This is a genomic window from Streptomyces sp. MUM 2J (assembly GCF_022414535.1).
Classification (GTDB): Bacteria; Actinomycetota; Actinomycetes; order Streptomycetales; family Streptomycetaceae; genus Streptomyces.
On sequence record NZ_JADWYM010000019.1, the window covers coordinates 1 to 20,637 of the forward strand.

General features: G+C 73.2%; 13 protein-coding genes. 5 read left to right on the top strand and 8 right to left on the bottom strand.

The window, feature by feature from the left end; genetic code table 11:
* Positions 1 to 63 precede the first annotated feature (63 nt).
* Both I3F54_RS17110 and I3F54_RS17115 read right to left on the bottom strand, forming a co-directional pair.
* Complete coding sequence (locus tag I3F54_RS17110) at positions 64 to 1,896, bottom strand: glycoside hydrolase family 3 protein (protein WP_240119659.1); 1,833 nt, start codon at positions 1,894 to 1,896, stop codon at positions 64 to 66.
* A 356-nt stretch (positions 1,897 to 2,252) separates the two neighbouring features.
* A complete protein-coding gene (locus I3F54_RS17115) occupies positions 2,253 to 3,170 on the bottom strand; it encodes a LysR family transcriptional regulator (RefSeq protein WP_240119749.1) in 918 nt (305 codons plus the stop codon).
* Positions 3,171 to 3,258: 88 nt separating this feature from the next.
* On the opposite strand from I3F54_RS17115, the gene I3F54_RS17120 reads away from it, so the two are divergent.
* Positions 3,259 to 4,242: an EamA family transporter gene (locus I3F54_RS17120; RefSeq protein WP_240119660.1), complete on the top strand. Its 984-nt coding sequence runs from the start codon at positions 3,259 to 3,261 to the stop codon at positions 4,240 to 4,242.
* Between the two features lie 39 nt (positions 4,243 to 4,281).
* On the opposite strand, the gene I3F54_RS17125 is transcribed toward I3F54_RS17120, so the two are convergent.
* From I3F54_RS17125 to I3F54_RS17145, 5 genes are all read right to left on the bottom strand, one after another.
* Positions 4,282 to 5,085 carry a sugar phosphate isomerase/epimerase gene (locus I3F54_RS17125; RefSeq protein ID WP_240119661.1) on the bottom strand — a complete coding sequence of 268 codons (804 nt, stop codon included), beginning with the start codon at positions 5,083 to 5,085 and terminating at the stop codon, positions 4,282 to 4,284.
* A 217-nt stretch (positions 5,086 to 5,302) separates the two neighbouring features.
* The gene (locus I3F54_RS17130; RefSeq protein ID WP_240119662.1) at positions 5,303 to 6,349 is read right to left on the bottom strand and encodes a LacI family DNA-binding transcriptional regulator; all 1,047 of its coding nucleotides are present in this window, start codon (positions 6,347 to 6,349) and stop codon (positions 5,303 to 5,305) included.
* Positions 6,350 to 7,210: 861 nt separating this feature from the next.
* Positions 7,211 to 8,821, bottom strand: coding sequence for a hypothetical protein (locus tag I3F54_RS17135; protein ID WP_240119663.1), 1,611 nt, complete (start codon positions 8,819 to 8,821; stop codon positions 7,211 to 7,213).
* On the bottom strand, positions 8,818 to 10,740 hold the full coding sequence (locus tag I3F54_RS17140) for a hypothetical protein (RefSeq protein ID WP_240119664.1): 1,923 nt from the start codon (positions 10,738 to 10,740) through the stop codon (positions 8,818 to 8,820). The genes I3F54_RS17135 and I3F54_RS17140 overlap by 4 nt, the downstream gene beginning before the upstream one ends.
* On the bottom strand, positions 10,737 to 11,492 hold the full coding sequence (locus I3F54_RS17145) for a hypothetical protein (protein WP_240119665.1): 756 nt from the start codon (positions 11,490 to 11,492) through the stop codon (positions 10,737 to 10,739). The genes I3F54_RS17140 and I3F54_RS17145 overlap by 4 nt, the downstream gene beginning before the upstream one ends.
* A 263-nt stretch (positions 11,493 to 11,755) precedes the next feature.
* Here I3F54_RS17145 and I3F54_RS17150 point away from each other — a divergent pair, with 263 nt between their 5' ends.
* Both I3F54_RS17150 and I3F54_RS17155 read left to right on the top strand, forming a co-directional pair.
* Complete coding sequence (locus I3F54_RS17150) at positions 11,756 to 13,207, top strand: hypothetical protein (RefSeq protein WP_240119666.1); 1,452 nt, start codon at positions 11,756 to 11,758, stop codon at positions 13,205 to 13,207.
* An 80-nt stretch (positions 13,208 to 13,287) separates the two neighbouring features.
* Complete coding sequence (locus I3F54_RS17155) at positions 13,288 to 14,175, top strand: helix-turn-helix transcriptional regulator (RefSeq protein ID WP_240119667.1); 888 nt, start codon at positions 13,288 to 13,290, stop codon at positions 14,173 to 14,175.
* A 539-nt stretch (positions 14,176 to 14,714) separates the two neighbouring features.
* Here the strand turns inward: I3F54_RS17155 and I3F54_RS17160 are convergent.
* A complete protein-coding gene (locus tag I3F54_RS17160; RefSeq protein WP_240119668.1) occupies positions 14,715 to 15,617 on the bottom strand; it encodes a ribokinase in 903 nt (300 codons plus the stop codon).
* Positions 15,618 to 16,291: 674 nt separating this feature from the next.
* Here I3F54_RS17160 and I3F54_RS17165 point away from each other — a divergent pair.
* Both I3F54_RS17165 and I3F54_RS17170 read left to right on the top strand, forming a co-directional pair.
* A complete protein-coding gene (locus I3F54_RS17165) occupies positions 16,292 to 18,547 on the top strand; it encodes an ATP-dependent RecD-like DNA helicase (protein ID WP_240119669.1) in 2,256 nt (751 codons plus the stop codon).
* A 286-nt stretch (positions 18,548 to 18,833) separates the two neighbouring features.
* Positions 18,834 to 20,123 (top strand): citrate synthase, encoded by a 1,290-nt coding sequence (locus I3F54_RS17170; RefSeq protein ID WP_240119671.1) that lies wholly within the window; start codon positions 18,834 to 18,836, stop codon positions 20,121 to 20,123.
* Positions 20,124 to 20,637: the final 514 nt, after the last annotated feature.

Below are 20,637 nucleotides of genomic sequence, written 5' to 3' on the forward strand. Positions count from 1 at the left end.
CCAGGGCCCAGCCGCCCGGCACCGGCGAATCCCCAAACCAATGATCCGAACCTGGAACAGGCCCTAGTACGACAGGCCGTGCCCGATCGGGTACAGCGCCTGAGCCGGGTCGTCCGCCCGCTGCACCGGTACCGGCAGCCGTCCGCTCGGGTTCACCCGGCCGGCGACGACCCGTGCGGCGGCCCGCAGTTCGACGTCCGTCCACGTGTAGGTGGCCAGGCAGGCGGTGACACCGGGCAGTTGCGCCACGTCGTAGGGGTTGCGCACGGCGACCACGACGACCGGCCGCCCGGTGGCCAGCAGCCGCTGCACCAGCGTCCGCTGGCTGCCGGTCGCCGACACGTCGTACGTGGTGACCACCACCGCGTCCGCGTCGCCGGCCGCCGCGACCGCGCCGTCGACGTCCGCCGCCGAGGGGGCGGTGCCGGTGGGCCGCGCGGTCGCCGCGAACCCCAGCCCGGTCAGCGCGGCGGCGAGGACGGCGGTGGGCGGGCCGGTGGTGCCCGAGGGGGAGGCGGGGTCGGCCCCGACGACCAGGATCCGGTGGTGCTCGCGCGGCGAGAGCGGCAGCAGCGGGCCCTCGTTGACCAGCAGGGTCGTCGTCCGTTCGGCGATCCTGTCGGCGGTGTCCAGGTGCACCGGCGTGCCGACGGTGCGCGCGACGCCGGGCCGGGTGACGTACGGCCGCTCGAAGAGCCCGAGTTTCGCCTTCAGCCGCAGGATGCGCAGGACCGACGTGCCGATCCGCTCCTCGGTGAGCTCCCCGGACCGCACGGCGTTCAGTACGGCGTGCCAGGCGACTTCCAGCGACGGCGGGTTGAGGAGCTGGTCGGCGCCGGCCCTCAGGGCGAGCACGGGCACCCGGTCGTCGCCGTACCTGCCGCGCACCCCCTCCATGCCGAGGGAGTCGGTGACGACGACGCCGTCGTAGCCGAGTTCCCCGCGCAGGATGCCGGTGAGGACGGGGTGGGAGAGCGTGGCGGGGTCGCCGGAGTCGTCCAGCGCCGGGAACCGGATGTGCGCGGTCATGATCGAGTCGATGCCGGCGGCGATGGCCGCCCGGAAGGGCGGCGCGTCCAGGCTCTCCCACTGCTGCCGGGTGTGGGTGATGACCGGGAACCCGGAGTGGCTGTCCACGGCGGTGTCGCCGTGCCCGGGGAAGTGCTTGACCGTCGCGGCGACCCGGCTGCCCTGGTAACCCCGCACCTCCGCGGCCACCAGGTCGGCCACGGCCTCGGGGTCCGCGCCGAAGGACCGCACGCCGATGACCGGGTTGGCCGGGTCGACGTTCACGTCGGCGACGGGGGAGTAGTCCTGGCGGACGCCCATGGCGCGCAGCTCGGCACCGGAGATCCGGCCGAGGGCGTGCGCGTCGGCCGGCGACCCCCCGGCGCCCATCGCCATCGCGCCGGGGAAGAGGGTGGCGGGCCTGCCGACCCGGCAGACGACCCCGTGCTCCTGGTCGGTGGAGATGAGCACCGGCAGTCCGCCGGGCCGGTCGAGGGAGGCCCGCTGGATGCCGTTGGACAGGTCGGCGATCTGCAACGGTTCGCGGGTGTTGTGTGCCCACGCGAAATAGACGATGCCGCCGACCCGGTAGCGGGCGATCAGCTCGGCTGCGGTGCGCACGCCGAACTCCCGGAGGTTGGCGTCGGCGTCGGCCCGGTCGGGCGCGGTGGCCGAGTGGCCGTGGACCCGCGTCACGAACAGCTGGCCGACCTTCTCCTCCAGCGTCATGCGGGAGAGCAGCGAGCGGAGCCGGTGCTCGTCGAGGCCGGCGGCCCGTGCGGTGCCGCCGGCCGCCAGGGCCGTGGCGAGACCCGCCGTCGCCGCGAGGACCCTGCGCCTGGAGGGGGGTTCGGTGTTTCCGTTACGTCCCGAGCCGTCGTCGTGCACGTGCGCTCCTTCCGGAGAGGACCCCGCGTTGATGAAGGAAACTTCCAGGAGGTCACCAATATCGGGGAAGTTTCTGCCGATCGGGGGACGGCGCGGACGTCAGGCGTGGCGTGATGCGCCGGGCGGGCCCCGGCGCTCCGGGACGGGCGCGGAGCCGTCATCGGCGCTTGGGAGGGGCGCGCCGATGACGGCGTACTGCCGGCCCCGGCACGGCCGAGGGCCGTCCGGCGGTCGCAGCCGGCGGCGAGGGCGACACCGTGCCGCGGTGATGCTCCGGTGGTTCGCGGGCCGGACGGGTGGGGCGGCGCCGGGGTTCCCCGGAACGGACCCGATGGCGCGGGCCGGGGAGGCTGTGGTCAGCGGGGCGGGTGGGGGTCCGTTCCGGCCCCGTGCGCCTGGAGCGCGTGAACGGTCTCCGTGATCGACGGCCGCCCCGTCGCGTCGGCCCGCCACAGTGCGTACAGCCGCCGCATCGGCGCCGGTTCGAGCGCCACCTCGGCGACCCCCGCGGGCAGCGGCCCGCGCCCGAGCCGTGGGACGAGGCAGATGCCGAGCCCCGCGGCGGTCAGGGCGACGAGGGTGGGGTTCTCGTCGGCGTGGTGGACGATGTGGGGCTCGTGCCCGGCGGCGCGCAGGGTGCGCGTCAGCCACTCGTGGCACACCCGTCCCGGTGGCTGGCACACCCACCGCTGCCCGCCGAGCTCCTCCCGCCGCACGGTCCCGCGTCCCGCGAAGGGGTGTCCTTCCGGTACGAGCAGCGTGCACCGGTCGTCGCCCAGGACGGCCTGCTCGACACCGGCCGGCACCGGCAGCGGCGAGATGTCCCAGTCGTGGACGACCGCCAGGTCCACCGCGCCCTTGGTGACCAGGCCGACGGACAGATGGGGATCGACCTCGGTGAGGCGGGCGTCCAGGGCCGGGTGCCGGGCCGCGAGGTCGGCCAGCACGCGCGGCATCAGCCCGCGCGCCGCCGACGCGAACGCCGCGATCGTCAGCCGCCCGGACGGCACCCCGCGCCGCTGCTCCAGCGCCGTCTCCGCCCGCTCGACGATGGCCAGCAACTCCTCGGTCGTGTCGACCAGTTGCAGTGCCTCGGCGGTGAGCCGCACACCACGTCCCTCTCGTTGCAGCAGCACGGTCCTGGTCTCCCGCTCCAGCTTGGCGATCTGCTGCGAGACCGCCGAGGGGGTGTAGCCGAGTGCGGAGGCGGCGGCACCGACACTGCCGTGGACGGACACGGCGTGCAGGGCGCGCAGGCGTTGCAGGTCGAGCACGGGGACTCCCTGGATGAAGCGATGCTTCATCCCACCATGCAGGAATCATCGCTGGTGCTGCACGGTCCGGGGCGGTGATGCTCGACGCATGCGACCCGCACACGCCTTCCTCGCCGTCCTCGTCGCCGCCGTCTGGGGCGTCAACTTCACCGTCATCGAGATCGGCCTGGGCCACTTCCCGCCCCTGCTCTTCTCGGCGCTGCGCTTCCTGCTGGCGGCGGTTCCGGCCGTCTTCCTCGTGGGGCGCCCGAAGACCGCCCGGAGGTGGATCGTGGCGGTGGGCCTGGTGCTCGGCGTGGCGAAGTTCGGGCTGCTCTTCGTGGGCATGGACGCGGGCATGCCGGCGGGACTGTCCTCCCTGGTGCTCCAGGTCCAGGCGGTGTTCACGGCCCTGGTGGCGGGTCTCGTCCTCGGCGAACGACCCTCCCCGGTGCGGGTGCTGGGCATGGCGGTGGCGCTGGCGGGCATCGTCGTGGCGGCACTGGACGAGGGGACGTCCGGGCCCCTGGGCGCCTTCGTGCTCGTGCTGGGGGCGGCGGCCTGTTGGGGCGTCTCCAACGTCCTGACCCGCAAGGCCGCCCCGCCCGACGCGCTGAACTTCATGGTGTGGGTGAGCACGGTCCCCGTCCTCCCGCTGCTCGGTCTGTCACTGCTGCTGGAGGGCCCCCGGCGGGACGTGGACGCCCTGCGCGGCCTGGACTGGCAGGGTGCCGGGACGGTCGCCTACGTCGCCTGGGTCACCACTGTCCTCGGCTTCGGCGCCTGGGGATGGCTGCTGCGCCGCCACCCGGCGTCCACGGTGGCGCCGTTCTCCCTGCTGGTCCCGGTGTTCGGCATGTCGTCGGCGGCGCTGTTCCTGGGCGAGGGCATCGGCCCGCTGCGGTGGTGCGCGGCGGCGCTGCTGGTGGGCGGGGTGGCGGTGATGTCGTCGGCGCCGGTGCGCCGGACGGCCGCCCCCTGCGCACAGGAGGGGCCGGCCGACGGCCGCGCGGTCCCCGGGGAGCCACCGCCCGGCTCGTCCGGGGAGGCCGGGATGCCGAAGGCGGTGTCGGCAGAGGGGGGCCGCCGATGACGACCGGCCGCGCCGGGGGTGTGCGCCGGAGCCCGGGGCTCAGGCGGAGTCGTTGAGCAGGCGCCCCAGGTGCTCGCGGCCGGCCCGGAGCAGCCCGGCCAGCGGGGCGGCGGCCTCGTACCAGCGCTTCTCGTACTCCCAGCACAGCCAGCCGTCCCACCGTCCCGCTCGGGAGAGCACCTCCACGCACTCCGCCAGCGGCAGCACTCCGGCGCCCAGCGGCAGGGGGGCGGTGTCGTCGGCCGAGGCGATGTCCTTGACCTGCACATAGCCGAGGTGGGGGGAGAGGGCCGCGTAGGTCTCGGAGGGCTGCTCGCCGCCGAGCCAGGTGTGCATCACGTCCCAGAGGGCGCCGACCTGCCGGTGCCCGACCGGGCCGAGCACGCGGATCACGTCCGCGCCGGTGCGGTGCGAGTCGTGGGTCTCCAGCAGGATCCGCACGTCCAGGTCGGCGGCGTGCTCGGCGGCCGTACCCAGGCGGCGGGCGGCGACGGCGTCCGCCTCCTCGGTCCGCTGGTCGGGGGAGGCGCCGGGGAACACCCGCACGAACGGGGCGCCCAGGTCCCGGGCCAGCTCCAGCAGGCCCCGGATCTCGGCGACGACGGGTTCGTCGTGGCCCGGAGCGGCCACGCGCGCATACCCGGCCACGGCCAGTGGCTCGACGCCGGCCGCCCGGAACCGCGCCGCCACGTCCGCCCGGTCGCCGGGCGCCAGCCCGGGGTGGACCGGTTCCTCGGGATGGGCGCGCAGTTCCACGCCGTGGTAGCCGTGCCCGGTCGCGAGCCGCAGCACGTCGGGGATCGGGAGACCGGGCACACCGAGCGTGGAGAACGCGAGTTTCATGCTCCCGGACTCTAACGGCTCGGCAGCCGGAGCGGCGGTCGTGAACCGGGGTGGCGGGGCCGACCGGGGACGGACACCGCGGCACCCCGCACGGCCGCCGGGAGTCGTCCGCGTACGCCCGGTACGAGAACGCGTCCTCCGCCTTGCGCTGCACGGCACCGGACGCCGCGGCCCGTACCGGCGCGCCCTGCGGGACCCGCCCTGGCGCGGTGTGCGTTCAGCCGCGCGGGACCCCGGAGGACCCACGCACCATCAGCTCGCCGCGCACCGTGGCGATTCCCCCGGGCGGCGGCTCCTCCCGGCCCGCCGCGATGCGCCCGGCCCGCGCCCCCGCCTCGGCCAGCGGCAGCCTCACCGTCGTCAGCGGGGGCGCGGCGTCGATGCTGAAGGGGAGGTCGTCGAAACCGGCGACGGACACGTCCTCGGGGATCCGCAGGCCCGACTCCCTGAGCGCCGCGCAGGAGCCGAGGGCGACGGAGTCGTTCGCCGCGACCACCGCCGTCAGGGACGGGTCGCGGCGCAGCAGTTCGAGGGTTGCCTCGTGGCCCGACCGGCGGTCGTAGCGGGCGTGCACGATCCGGCGGGGTTCCTCCTCGATGCCGGCGGCGGCGAGCGCGGCGCGGTGGCCCTCCAGGCGGTCGCGGGTCGTCGTGCGCTCCTCGGGGCCCGCGATGCAGCCCAGACGCCGGTGGCCGAGGCCGATGAGGTGCTCGGTCAGTTCACGGGCGCCGCCGCGGTTGTCGAAGGTGAGGGCGACGGAGGGGGTGTCCTCCACCGGTGGCCTGCCGCACAGCACCACCCGGGTTCCGGCCTCCGCGAGCCTGCGCAGCTTCTGCGCCACGGCCGCCCGGCGTGCAGCGTCCTCCACCGCACCGCCGGTGAGCACCACCGCCGCCGCACGCTGCCGCTGGAGCAGGGTGAGGTAGGTGAGTTCCCGCTCGGGGGAACCGCCGGTGTTGCAGACGACGGCGAGTCGCTCGCCGCCGGCCCGGCCGCCGGGGCCGCCGATCTCGGACTGGATCGCGCCGGCCATGATGCCGAAGAAGGGGTCCGCGATGTCGTTGACGAGGATGCCCACGAGGTCGGAGGTGGCGGCGGCCAGGGCGCTGGCCGGGCCGTTCAGCACGTAGTCCAGCTCGTCCACCGCGCGCAGGACGCGCTCGCGGGTGGATGCGGCCACGGGGTAGTTGCCGTTCAGCACGCGCGACACCGTTGCGGGGGAGACCTGGGCGCGGGCCGCCACGTCCGCCAGGGTCACCGTCATGTCCACGTCCTCCGGTCGCGCAACTCGTCGTACGCCCGGTACACACCCGGGCCCACACCTTCGGTTCCGAGCCGACCATACGGCCACAGGGCGCAGTTGTTCGCCACCTCGAACAACACCGGCCTTGGCGCGCCCTGTTGCCGGTCCCGCTCGGAGGCCGGCCGCCTGCCGCAGGGCGTACGCCGCGTGCAGGCGCGGCCTGCGGTGATCACGGGGTGCCGAGTTCACCGATCACCGCAACGGAAGACCGCGCCTGCCGCGTCAGCATGGCCTGCGCCGTCCGGGGAACCCGATCGAACGACTCGTCGTCGGCTCCTTGATCTCCGGCCCTTCGTCGTTCGTCATGCAGGTTGCCGGGACGGGTGCTGTGGCGTCATCCGCTCCGATCCGCACGGTCGGTTCTGATGCCCGGGTGCCGGGTGCCGGGTGCCGGGTGCCGGGTGGCGGCGGAGGTGAACCGGGCGGCGTTCGCGGTGCACGTGTTCGGCCCGGGCAGGACGAACGGACGTCTCGTGCGGGTGCCGTGCCGCCGCGGACACGAGTGCCGGGGGTGACGACCGGGATGTCGACCTGTGGCGCGGGCGAGTCCGGCGTCGCGCGCCGGGCCGCATGCGCTCACCGGCACAACGCGGCGTTGCCCACGTGCTCCTCGGGCTCGTCGGGATCGCGACGGTCCTGGATGCCGGTCGGGTTCATGGGGCTCTCCTCACTGTGTGAGTCCGCTGCCTACGGTTGTCGGAAAGCCCTGCGCAGGTTCCGGTCCCCGTTGTAGGACCCGGTGCGCACCGTCGGCAACGCCCTTCCCCGCAGGTCGGAGGAACCCCGGAAAACCGGAAAACGCCCGCCCGCGTCCACAACCGGTCAGCCGGCCCGCTTCCCGGCGCTGCGACGGCGGTTGGCCAGCCCCAGTACCAACGCTCCGGCCAGCAGCGCCGTGGAGCTGTAGCAGATCAGGCCGGGCCGGACCGCGCCCTGACCGGTGATCACGTACGGTGCGCACACCAGCCACGACGTGGCCGGCACGAGGACGGCGGTCCATATCGCGACGTGCTGGCCGCTGCGCGACGCCGAGTCCAGGCACCGGCGGAGGCGCTCGCCGCACCACAGCGACCAGGTCGTCACGGTCGCCGTGTATCCGAGCAACGGCGCGCCCAGCGCGGCGGTCAGCCCGTCGAGAGCGCCGGTCTCCTGATAGGCGCTGCCCGAGACCGCGAAGGACCAGGCGCACACCAACTGGACACCGAGCAGCGCGAGCGGGGCCACGGCGACCCGGACCGATCGCAGCAGGGCACCGCCGCCCAGCACCGCTGCCATGGCCAGCACCCCCAGTGCCCGGACCAGGACGGAGACCAGCAGGCGTGTCGTGGAGACGAGGCAACGCCAGAGCAGGTTGCCGAGCACCACCAGAGCACGGAGCAGCAACTCCGCGGAGACGACGAGGATGTTGAGGACGATGAGGCCCAGCGCCGCCGCAGCCGTGACCAGGAGCTGGGTCAACGCGTCCACGATCAGGACGAGCCGGTCGAGAGCCCCTGATCCGGCAACCGGGCGCAACCGCCAGCGGGGCCGGGGTACCTCGAACAGGGGAAGTGGACGGAGGCGCGGGAACAGCGGCGTCACCGCCGGATCGAAGGTCCTGACGCCGTGGAGGCAACCGGCCAGGACGGCGGTGAGCAGAGCACCGAGGACGGAGAGCCACGGAGTTCGGGCCAGCCAGAGGCGCACCGCCTGCGGCGGGTCCCACAGCCAGCCGTCCGGGGCGTGTCGCAGCGCCGCCTCGACCATCAGAGCCGGAAGCGCACCGGTCGCCGCACCGAAGGCCAGCGCGCCCGGCAGCATCCACGCCTCGTGCCGGTCGTACGGACCTGGAGCGCGCGGGGCCGGCGACCTGGGCCCACGGACCGTGGTCCGCGGCGCGATCCCGCTCCGGCCGCCGTGCCAGGCGATCCGGCCCGCGCACCAGGCCCACAGAAGGGCCGACACCCCCAGCGCCGACGTCAACGCGATCATCCGCGCCGTGTCACCGCCCCAACGGGCCACCGCGCCGACCACCCCGGCGAGCAGCAGCAGAACCGCGGCGACGCGACGGGTCGTGGGGTAGAGCCGCAAGGGCGCCAGGGTGAACAGGGCCGCGCAGCCCAGCGCCAGAGCCAGCAACGGCAACGAGCTGTGCCAGCGCGCGCTCAGGTTGACGGACGTCGGCAGCAGCAGAGCCGACACGGTCAGGACGACGCGCCGCATGCCGGACGAGGCGCTGCTCAGGGGCAGGAAGCTGTTCTCGGGGCAGAACAGGTCCGTCGACGCGAAGTCGCCGGGGTGCCCCGTGCAGCTCGGGTGGCAGACGGAGGTGGGCGAACCAGCGGCTTCCGCACCCCAGCGCAGGTACCAGGGGCGGGTGTCCGGCGGCGCGGGGACCGTCCGGGTGCTCCGGGGCTGCGAGGGATCCCAGAAATCCCGTGGGTCCGTGCTCATTTCGGTTCCTCTCTCCGCCGGCATCGGCGGACACGACGAAGGACGGGACGTACACGGACGGATCGGCGCTCGGCCATGGACAGCGCATAGCGGGCGAGCAACCGGAAGCGGTGCCAGGGCGCGTACTGGACCGACCGGACGTGAGACCAGTACTCGCGCGGCCCGAACACCCGGCCCGCACCGGGCAGCAGCACGGTGCGGGCGGCGCCCGCCACCGAACCGAGCAGGGTGTAGAGGGCGGTCAGTTCGCGGTACCGCGTCGCCATCCGGTCGTCGTACGCGCGAAGGTCGGCGTCGGACGCGTCGGCGGACGGTGGCCGGTAGGTGTCACGCAGCCGTCGGTGCCGGTAGCTCACCCAGGCCAGCAGGTTCCCGGCCTGGAAGACGATGTCGGCCGGGCCCTGGGTGGCCTGCGGCCCGCGCGGTTCCCCGCTGTCGATCCGGGCGAGGCTGTCCCTGAGGTCGCTGCGCGTGGCGAACAGCGAGGCCCCGGCGGCCGGGGACAGCCGTTCCAGGTCGGCATGGTGCCGACGGGCCAGACGCTGGCCGAGCAGCCGCAGTTCCGGGGTGTAGGTCATGTGCTCGACCACCCGGCCCGCGGTCTCGCTCAGCATCAGGTATTCGGCGCTGCTCCGCGGGAAGCGCCGCCGACGCAGGAGGAGCCACAGGTAGGCGGGCAGCAGACGGCCCTGCACCCACAGGGAAGCCCCGATCCGCTCGGCGCGCGCGGCGGCCAGCGGACCTCGGGCGTCGCCCGGAGCCGTACGGCGCCACATGCGGCGCAGGTCGCGCCAGCGGCCCTGCTCCCACAGCCACTCGGAACGCGCCCAGAGGCGTTCGTCGTCGGACACGGCGGCCGGCTGGAGGCCGTCGGCGAGCATGGCACCCAGCCGCCGGTGCAGTCCCAGTTCACGGCAGAGCACGAACGTACACGCGCCGCGCAGCGGGTCGTCCGGGGCCAGCCGGCGGATCACGGACACCGGGTGCCGGACCGGGGCGGGCTCCGGGGGTTGCGGACCGAGGTCCCAGCGGTCTCGCAGCCCCGGATACAGTCGCGCGGTATGTCCGCACAGCACCGTGACGGTCGCACCGGCCACCGCCAGCAGCCTTACCAGCCGCGGCACCGAGGCGTCGTCATGGGGCACCTGGTGCCAGGGATGGGCGGGCTCGGTGTGGTGAGCGATCCACACCACGCGCAGACCGGACAGCGTTCCCGGCCGCCACGCAGCGACGGTGGCGTCGACGTCGAAGAAGTCGCTCCCCGAATAACCGAGGACGACCAGGAGACTCCGCTCGCGCAGCGTGCGCAGCAACTGGTCCGCGTGGGCCGGCTCCAGCCCGCCCTGGACGCGGGCGAGCGTCGCACCGAGCCCCTCGCCGTCCGGGTTGCCGGCGAAGGAGTGGTGGAAGTGCTGCACGATTCCGGTCGCCGGAGGGCCGCCCGTCAGCTCGCGGTACCGCTGCTCGATGCAGGTGTCGAAGTTGGCCGTGATGTGCCGTCCGTCGGCGACGAGATGCCGGGCGAAGAAGTCGTGCCCGGCGTTGGGCCGGGCGTCCCGTACGTCGGCCAGTACCTCAAGCGGCTCGACCGGGGTGCCGGCACATGCCCGCACCACGGCGCCCAGCACGGTCTCCAGCCGCGGATCGGCCGGCGCGGCCGTGGCCTGCCCGGGCCGGCCGAGCGGGCAGCCCGGTGGCCGCCACCAGCCGAACGCCGAGTGCAGTGCCTGGACGTCCGTCAGCAGGCCCGGCTCCAGGAAGGTGTCGAAGACCCGCCGGGTCAGGGCGGGACCGGACGGCAGGCACGACGGCGCGTCCATGGAGACTCCCGCACCGGTCAGGAAGACAGTGGCCCCCGGCCCGGAACGGCCGACGAGGTCCACGGCCGCCGTGAGCCCGTCGGCGACGGGGCCGGTCACGACTCCTCGTCCCGCAGTTCCGGGCGGGCGGCCTTCCACAGGGCGTCGTACCGCTCGATCCAGTAGTCGAGCCACCGTGGCGACTCGCGACGGGAGATGCGTAGGTGCATCCGGTCGGCGATGTTCTCGTCCTGGAAGCCGTGCAACTCGACGATCGCGTAGCCGTCCGAGCGGTGCGCATTGACGATCAGCAGGCTGAATCCCGGATTGACCGCCAGTCTGCGGAACTCGAAGTTCGGCTCCTCCCGGCCGAGTCGGCGCACGATCTCCGCCGAGTGTGCGAGCGTGGAGGCGAGGTCGACGCTGTCGTCGAGCTGCAGGGCCGCGCCGGCGACCGCCGCCGCGTCCTGCGCGAGGATCACGCAGCGCACCGAACCGCCCCTGGCCAGAACGAGCTTGCGGATGTCCGCGTTGTTCAGCAGGACGTGCGCGGCCGTGGGCCCGTAGATGCGCAGGTCCTCCACCCCGGGCAGCAGGGACCCGAACGGCTGGAACGCCTCCCGTCCGCGCAGCACCCGGTCCAGCGCCGGACCGTCACCCGTCCCGGCCCGCCGCGATGCGAAGATGAGGAAGTTCACGCCCAGCAGCAGTGCGGCCAGTTGGTAGTGGAGAGCGACGGCGTCGGCGAGGCTCAGGGCCGCGACCGCGAGCCCGACCAGGAAGGCCGTGTACGCCTCGATGTTGCGTTGTTGTCTCACGTCCGCGACGAGCGGCGCCACCGCGCGCCGCAGCCGCCGGGGTATCTCTGCCATGCCACCTTCCCTGTCCGGTGCGTGTACGCGTCCATCTGACGGGTCCGCGTTGGAGGTAGGAGAGCGCACGTATCGGCCACCGCGCGCGGTCGAGCGAGAACGCGTGCGATACCGGCGAGTTGCCGCGTGGGAGGCCGTACGGCGCACCGGCCGGGTCACCATGGGAAGTCCGGCCGCGTGGCACGCCGTACCGCACGAACGCGCGCGGCCGATCGCCGTACGCCACGGGGGCGTGCGGTCCTGCCCGCCGATGGAGGAACCGCGTGGCACAACGTCCTTTCGACGACCCCGAGGCTGCCCGGCAGTTCATCGCGCAGTGCCTGGCGGTCCTGCGCGGCCAGCGGCGTGAGGTCGGCGCGGCAGCCATCGGGCAGGCGCTGGGAGGGTCGGCGAGCACCGTGCGCGGATACCTGACGGGGAGCACCGACTCGGTTCCGGTCGGCTTCTGCGTGGAACTCGGCCGACTCGCGCAGATACCCGCCCATGATGTCCTGCGCGCGCTCGGGCTGCTGCCACCCGGCCTTCCCGAGACCCCGGCGAGTTCCGTCCCCGGTGCCCCGCTGCGTGCGGTGGAGGCGCTGCTCCACGATCCCGAGGGCGCGGAGCGTTTCGCCACCCGGGTCTTCCGGATCTCCTCCGGGTTGCGGTACCGCTGCCCGAGCCACGAGGTCGCCCACTTCACCCTGCGGTCCGGGCACACGCCCCTGCCGTACGACGAGGCCGAGCGACTGGCCCGGCTGGCCGCCGTGGAGGGGCGCCCCTTGGCGGAGGAACTGCACCGCGACCGGGAGTACTGGTCGCTGCGCCTGGAACTGAGGGCCCGCGTGGAGACGGCGCTGCGCTCCGCCGGCGAGCACAGCTGGCAGGGGGACCCCGGTACCGACCTCTGGGACCGGCTGCGCACGGAGGACGGCCGTGCGCCGCAGGTTCTCGTCCAGGATCCGGTGGCCGCCACGTCCACCGCTCCGGTCGCCGACCCGGACGGCAGCCTGCCGACCCTCCTCTTCGTGGGCGGGCGGCAACTGATCGGCACCGCCGCCGCGCTCCTCGCCCAGGCGCTCGGCCGCCAGTACGTGCTGGTGCGGTCGCTGACCGAGGTGGCGCAGGGCGGGTCGCTCGTTCCGGTACGGCGCGACCTCGTCGGAGGGCGTACCACCGCCTGGACATCGGCGGCGGCCCATATCCGGGAACAGGCCCTGGCCGGAACGCCGTGGGCGGCCGTGGTCCTGGTCAGGCCCTACGTCTTCTCCGCCGAGGACGGCCTCGACGACGCGGCTCTGGACCACTTGCGGCACACGCCGGCCCGGATCGTCTTCTGCCGTCCATCGGCTGCGATGCTCGCCTGGTGGGCGAAGCGACAGGAGAGGACCGCAGGACGCTTCCGGTACCACCGCCCGGCCCGTCGCGCCGAGACCGCACGGGTGCTGGACGCGGTGGCCGCGGTGCTCGGGGAGCGCGCGCGGGACGACGACCTGACGGTGCGCCTTCCCGAGCCGCACAAGGAACGCGACGAAGGGACAGAGCAGGAGTTCGGAGCCGAGTTCCCGGCCGCCGTGGCCGACCTCCAGCCCAGAATCGCGTGGTGGGTGCTGCGCCGGCTCAGCGAGACGGATCCAGGTCGGCTGCCCCGGCAACTCGTGCCCACCAGCCGGCTGGCCCAGTGGTCCGAACTGCTCGCCGCCGATCCGCGCGCCCTGCGCCCGGCGCCCCTGTGACCGGGGCGCGGCAACCGGTGGACACCGTCCACCGCCACCCGGACAATAACGGGCATGCCGCCTCGTTCCGGGGGGAAAACATGGCGCGGCCCGAACAACGACTCGTCCGTGACGGCACTCCGCTGCGCGAACTGGCCTTCTGGCTGCGCGACCTGCGGACCGGCACGGGCCTGACCTACGCCCAGCTGGCGGTCCGTTCCGGATACTCCGTCAGCACGCTTCAGGAGGCCGCCGCGGGTCGCAGACTGCCGACCCTGGCGGTGACCCTTGCCTTCGCACGCGCCTGCGGCGCGGATCAGGGCGCGTGGCAGTGCTTCTGGACGGAGGTGCGCAGGGCCGTGGACACCGGCGCCTCGGTGGCCCCGGTCCCGCCCTGGAGCGCCGGGACGGTGGGCCGTCCCGAACAGGGGCGGACGGGTGAGCCGGACCGGCCGGAGGGGCAGGGCCGCCCGGACGAGTCGGGGGCGCTGCGGCCGGCGGGCAAGCGCCGCCCCAAGGTCACCCGCACCGCCCGTATCGCCGCCGCTTCGGGACTGCTCCTGTTGGTGGCGGTCGGCGTTCCCGGCGGGCTCTGGCTCGCCTCGACCCCGGACCGACCGCACCACCGGGACTTCGCCTCCGTCGTCGTCCAGAACAAGGTGGCCATCGGCCCCACCGCTCTTTTGGAGGACAAGACTCCGGCCTACCTGTCCAGCGAGACCATCTCCCACTGTGCCGCACGCGACTGCAAGCTCACGGGCACCGAGATGTGGAGCGGTGCCAAGCTGGTCGTCTTCTGCTGGACCCGTGGCGAGAAGCTCACCAACGAGGACATCACTTCCACCGGCATCACGAGGAACGAGGGCGGCGTCAGTTCCGACCTCTGGTACGGCGCCAAGTGGAAGGACGGCCGGACCGGCTACTTTCCCGAGGTCTACCTGACCCCCGCCGGCAGGGGCGGGTCGGGCCTCGCACGCTGTTCCGGCTGAGTCTGGAGATCAACTACCCGTCCGCTCGCGCGCTGCTCACGCAACCCAGGTGGAGCAGCGACGGGCTGTGGGCCCGGGACGGGCGGGAGGTACCGGCGGTGGCGGCGGACCGCTGTCCGCGGCCTTTGAAGTCCCGAGCGTTGCCGGGGGACGCCGCACGGCCGCCGTCCCGCCCGAGCGCGGAAAAAATCTCGGGCGTCGGCTGCAACCCTTTCCGCCGACCGTGTGTCGTAGAAGGCATCAGAACCTCTGGAGGGGGGATCCGGGGGGATCTGCGGGGGTTCTGCGCTGGAGGGGGGCGAGCCGAGGGGGCTCCGGTCGACGGACCGGGGTCCCCTCGCGTCAGGACGGGCGCCACCGGCCCTCCGCCCTCGTCATCGGGGCGTTCCTTCGTGGTCCGGCAGGCGGGCCGCCGCGAGCCACCCGGCGGAGCCGGCCGATCACACCACCCGGGCGCCGTCGGGGGCCCGGACGATACCCCACGCCGACGGCCCCGGATCGGCCGCGGAGCGCCCCGGCCGGACGGCGGCCCGCCCACCTCAGAGCGCGTCCACCTCGCCCGCCGTCGGATACGACTCCTGCGCGCCGCGCTTCGTCACCGCCGCCGCCCCGACCCGGGCCGCGTACGCCGCCGCCTCCGGCAGGTCCGCCCCCGTCGCGAGCCTGAACGCCAGCGCCGCGGTGAACGCGTCCCCCGCGCCCGTCGTGTCCACCGCCTCGACCTTGACGGACGCCACCCTGAAGACGCCCGACGCCGACGCCACCAGCGCACCCCGCGCACCCAGCGTGACCACCACCGACCGCGGGCCCTTCGCCAGCAGCAGCCGCGCCCAGTCCTCGGGCAGCTCGCTGACGCAGGCGTCACCGAGGACGACCCTCGCCTCGTGCTCGTTGACGATCAGCGGGTCGCAGGCGTCCAGCACCTCCCGCGGCAGCGGGCGCGGCGGGGACGGGTTCAGGACGAGACGGCTGCCCGGCGCCAGGCTGCGCACCACCTCCACGACCGTCTCCAGCGGGATCTCCAACTGCGCCGACACCACGCGCGAGGCGTGGAAGAGGCTGCCCGCCGCCCGGATGTCCTCCGGGGCGAGACGGGCGTTCGCGCCCGGCGACACCACGATGCTGTTGTCGCCCGACGGGTCCACGGTGATCAGCGCCACCCCCGTCGGCGCGCCGCCGACCAGCACCCCGACGGTGTCGACACCGGCCGCCCGCAGTGAACTCAGCAGCAACCGGCCGTGGGCGTCGTCGCCGACCCGGGCCAGCAGCGCCGTGTCCGCACCGAGCCGGGCCGCCGCCACGGCCTGGTTGGCGCCCTTGCCGCCGGGGTGGACGGCCAGTTCGGAGCCGAGGACGGTCTCCCCGGCACCCGGGCGCCGCTCGACACCGATCACCAGGTCGGCGTTGGCCGACCCCACGACCAGCAGGTCGTAGTCGTACATGACGTGACTCCCACTCCACTCGCACGGGCCGCGGCGCCCGGACCACCTGCCCGCGCCGCCCGGCCGCTCTCCGTGAGACCTCGGCCGCCGGAACCGGCCGCGCCCCGCCGCGCGGCCACCTCCACCGGCACCCTGACCAACCGCTGGACCTGCTCGACCTGCCATCTGCTCGACTTGTCCGACCTGCTCGACCTGCTCGACCGCCCGATCCGTCCGTCGTGCCCGTCCGTCCGGCCTTCCCCGGTGGAGCGGCACGGGCGTGTCGTCCACCGCCATCCTGCCGAGCCGGCACGACCGATGCGCCACCGACGCGTTCGGCGTGCCCGCATCGACGGTGCTCGGCCGCGTGCGACCCCACGCCGGCGGCCTCGGCCCGGGCGTACGCCCGGGCGGTTGGTGGGGGAAGGGGACCAGTATCCCGGTGCGCGGGGGTTCCCGTGCCCCTTCTCCGGAACGACCCGCCCCCGTCCGGTTCGCGTCGGTCCGCGTCCGCCGGGCGGCGCGGCGCGCGCCGGGGTCGGCGTGGCGCGCGGTGGGGTGGCGTGGCGCGCGGTGGCCGCACCGCCGGACACCGCGGGAGGGCGCCGGTGCGACCGGTGTTCCGTCAGCGCGGGCCCGGCGCTCCCGTCCCGGGCCCGCCCCCGGCTGTCGGCGGCCACCGGTACCGTCGGATCATGGGTCAGCAGGAGGGGACGTCCACCGGTGAACGGCGGACGGCGGTGCTCGAAGGCGTACTGGAGCGGATCACGTACGCCAACGAGGAGAACGGTTACACGGTCGCGCGGGTCGACACGGGCAGAGGCGGCGGCGACCTCCTCACGGTCGTCGGCGCGCTGCTGGGCGCCCAGGTCGGCGAGTCCCTCCGGATGGAGGGGCGGTGGGGCTCCCACCCTCAGTACGGCAAGCAGTTCCACGTCGAGAACTACACCACCGTCCTGCCCGCCACCGTCCAGGGCATCCGCCGCTATCTGGGCTCCGGGCTGGTCAAGGGGATCGGCCCGGTCTTCGCCGACCGGATCACACAGCACTTCGGGCTGGACACCCTCAGGATCATCGAGGAGGAGCCGAAGCGGCTCATCGAGGTCCCCGGCCTCGGCCCCAAGCGCACCCGGAGGATCGCCGACGCCTGGGAGGAGCAGAAGGCGATCAAGGAGGTGATGCTCTTCCTCCAGACGGTGGAGGTGTCGACCTCCATCGCCGTGCGGATCTACAAGAAGTACGGGGACGCCTCCATCTCGGTGGTGAAGAACCAGCCGTACCGGCTCGCCGCGGACGTCTGGGGCATCGGGTTCCTCACCGCCGACAAGATCGCCCAGTCCGTCGGCATCCCGCACGACAGCCCCGAGCGGGTGAAGGCCGGCCTGCAGTACGCGCTGTCGCAGTCGGCCGACCAGGGACACTGCTTCCTTCCCGAGGAACGGCTGATCGCGGACGCGGTCAAGCTGCTCGGGGTGGACACCGGGCTGGTCATCGACTGCCTGGCGGAGCTGTCCTCGCCGCCGGAGGAGGGCGAGGACCCCGGTGTCGTGCGGGAGAAGGTGCCCGGTCCGGACGGCGGTGCCGAGCCCGTCACGGCCGTCTACCTCGTCCCCTTCCACCGCGCCGAACTCTCCCTCTCCGCGCAGCTGCTGCGCCTGCTGCGGACCGGCGAGGACCGGATGCCGTCCTTCCGGGACGTCGACTGGGGCAGGGCGCTCGGCTGGCTGAAGCAGCGCACCGGGGCCGAGCTGGCGCCCGAGCAGGAGGCCGCCGTGAGGCTCGCGCTGACCGAGAAGGTCGCCGTTCTCACCGGCGGTCCCGGCTGCGGCAAGTCGTTCACGGTCCGCTCGGTCGTGGAGCTGGCCCGCGCCAAGCAGGCCAAGGTGCTGCTCGCGGCGCCGACCGGCCGCGCCGCCAAGCGCCTGGCCGAACTCACCGGAGCGGAGGCCTCCACCGTCCACCGGCTGCTCGAACTCAGGCCCGGCGGCGACGCCGCCTACGACCGGGACCGGCCGCTGGACGCCGACCTGGTGGTGGTCGACGAGGCGTCCATGCTGGACCTTCTGCTGGCGAACAAGCTGGTGAAGGCCGTCCCACCGGGTGCCCATCTGCTCTTCGTCGGGGACGTGGACCAGTTGCCCAGCGTCGGCGCGGGGGAGGTGCTGCGGGACCTGCTGGCCGACGGGAGCCCCGTCCCCGCCGTCCGGCTGACCCGGGTCTTCCGGCAGGCGCAGCAGTCGGGCGTCGTCACCAACGCGCACCGCATCAACGACGGGCGGCATCCCCTCACCGACGGGATGAAGGACTTCTTCCTCTTCGTCGAGGACGACACCGAGGAGGCGGGGCGGCTCACCGTGGACGTGGCGGCACGGCGCGTTCCGGCCAGGTTCGGGCTGGATCCGCGCCGCGACGTCCAGGTGCTCGCGCCCATGCACCGGGGTCCGGCGGGGGCGGGCGCGCTCAACGGCCTGCTGCAGCAGGCCATCACGCCGGGTCGCCCCGACCTGCCCGAGAAGCGGGTCGGTGGCCGGGTCTTCCGAGTCGGCGACAAGGTCACCCAGATCCGCAACAATTACGAGAAGGGGGAGAACGGTGTCTTCAACGGCACCGTGGGCGTGGTCACCTCGCTCGACCCGGTCGACCAGCGTCTGACGGTGCTGACCGACGAGGACGAGGAGGTGCCCTACGAGTTCGATGAACTGGACGAGCTGGCACACGCCTACGCGGTGACCATCCACCGGTCACAGGGGAGTGAATATCCCGCGGTGGTGATCCCCGTCACCACGGGGGCATGGATGATGCTGCAGCGCAACCTGTTGTACACGGCCGTGACCCGCGCCAAACAGCTGGTCGTCCTGGTCGGTTCCCGCAGGGCGATCGGCCAGGCGGTGCGTACGGTTTCGGCCGGGCGGCGCTGCACGGCTCTCGACTTCCGGTTGGCCGGGCTGTGACCTCGCGGTTCCTGGCACGCGGTGCCTCGATCGGCGGTGGATGCGCGGCAAGCGTTCACATGCGGATCGTGAGGCATCGCAAAAAATGATCGATCAAATGAGTCGTGAAGGTCACAGAGGTCTTCCGGATGGCGAACACAGGGGGCAGGATGAGAAAGTTGACGGCACTCAGTGCCGTTGATAGGCCCGATGGTCGACCCCGGGTGCACTCTCCTGAGCCGAGTGGGGGAAGGTAGAGACAGTCAGGGCACCTCGAAGATGAGGCACAACGTCGGTGAGGGAAGACGTGAGCGACAACTCTGTAGTACTGCGGTACGACGGCAACGAGTACACCTACCCGGTGGTCGACAGTACCGTCGGCGACAAGGGCTTCGACATCGGGAAGCTGCGCGCCCAGACCGGTCTGGTGACCCTGGACAGCGGGTACGGCAACACCGCCGCCTACAAATCCGCCGTGACGTATCTCGACGGCGAGGCGGGCATCCTCCGGTACCGCGGCTACCCGATCGAGCAGCTGGCCGAGCGCTCCACCTTCCTGGAGGTCGCCTACCTGCTGATCAACGGCGAGCTGCCGACCGTTGACGAGCTCACCTCGTTCAAGGACGACATCACCCGGCACACCCTGCTGCACGAGGACGTCAAGAACTTCTACCGCGGCTTCCCGCGGGACGCCCACCCGATGGCGATGCTGTCGTCGGTCGTCTCGGCGCTGTCCACCTTCTACCAGGACAGCCACAACCCGTTCGACGAGCAGCAGCGCAACCTCTCCACGATCCGCCTGCTCGCCAAGCTCCCGACGATCGCGGCCTACGCCTACAAGAAGTCGGTCGGCCACCCGTTCGTCTACCCGCGCAACGACCTGGGCTACGTCGAGAACTTCCTCCGCATGACCTTCTCGGTCCCGGCGCAGGAGTACGAGCTCGACCCGATCGTCGTCTCGGCCCTGGACAAGCTGCTCATCCTGCACGCGGACCACGAGCAGAACTGCTCGACCTCCACCGTGCGCCTGGTCGGCTCCTCGCAGGCGAACATGTTCGCCTCGATCTCCGCCGGCATCAACGCGCTCTGGGGCCCGCTGCACGGCGGCGCCAACCAGTCGGTGCTGGAGATGCTGGAGGGCATCCGCGACGCGGGCGGCGACGTCGACTCCTTCATCCGCAAGGTGAAGAACAAGGAGGACGGCGTCCGCCTGATGGGCTTCGGCCACCGGGTCTACAAGAACTTCGACCCGCGCGCCAAGATCATCAAGGCCGCCGCGCACGACGTGCTGTCCGCCCTCGGCAAGTCCGACGAGCTGCTGGACATCGCGCTGAAGCTGGAGGAGCACGCGCTCTCCGACGACTACTTCGTCTCGCGCAGCCTCTACCCGAACGTGGACTTCTACACCGGCCTGATCTACCGGGCCATGGGCTTCCCGACCGAGATGTTCACCGTCCTGTTCGCCCTCGGCCGGCTGCCGGGCTGGATCGCCCAGTGGCACGAGATGATCAAGGAGCCGGGTTCCCGCATCGGCCGCCCGCGCCAGATCTACACGGGCGTCGTCCAGCGCGACTTCGTCCCGGTCGAGGAGCGCTGACCGCCGCCTGAGGGGTGCCGGTGTACGGTGCCCCGTCACCGGCCGGGCCCGTGCCCGCCAGGGGCCGTCCGCAAGGGCGGCCCTTTCGCGTGCCGCACACCCCGGCGGCGGGGCGGCGGTCCCGGCCCTTCGCCCGGCCCCGCCGCCGGGGTGTGCGGCCGGGCAAGGCGAAAGGCGCCCCGGTGCGCCGGTCCCCCCACGGGCCGACGACCAGGGCGCCTTCCCATGTCCCGGTGCGGATTCCCCCCACGGGATCCGGCCGGGCGCCTGTGAGGACACAGCGCCTGAATCGCTGTTGAGCAGAATGAGCAGAACCGCTCGTACTACTCCTCGCACGGTTCGTACCGTTCGTGCCGCGCGGACTGCTCGCTACTCGGTTGCGGTCTGCCGGGACAGCGCACGCTGGGAGGGCCGCTCAAAGCTCCCCGGTGTACGTGCCCCGGCAACGCATCTCTGGAGAAGTCCCCCAAGACATCCCCAGATGCCAGTCGGCGCCCCCCAAGACGCCTTCCTG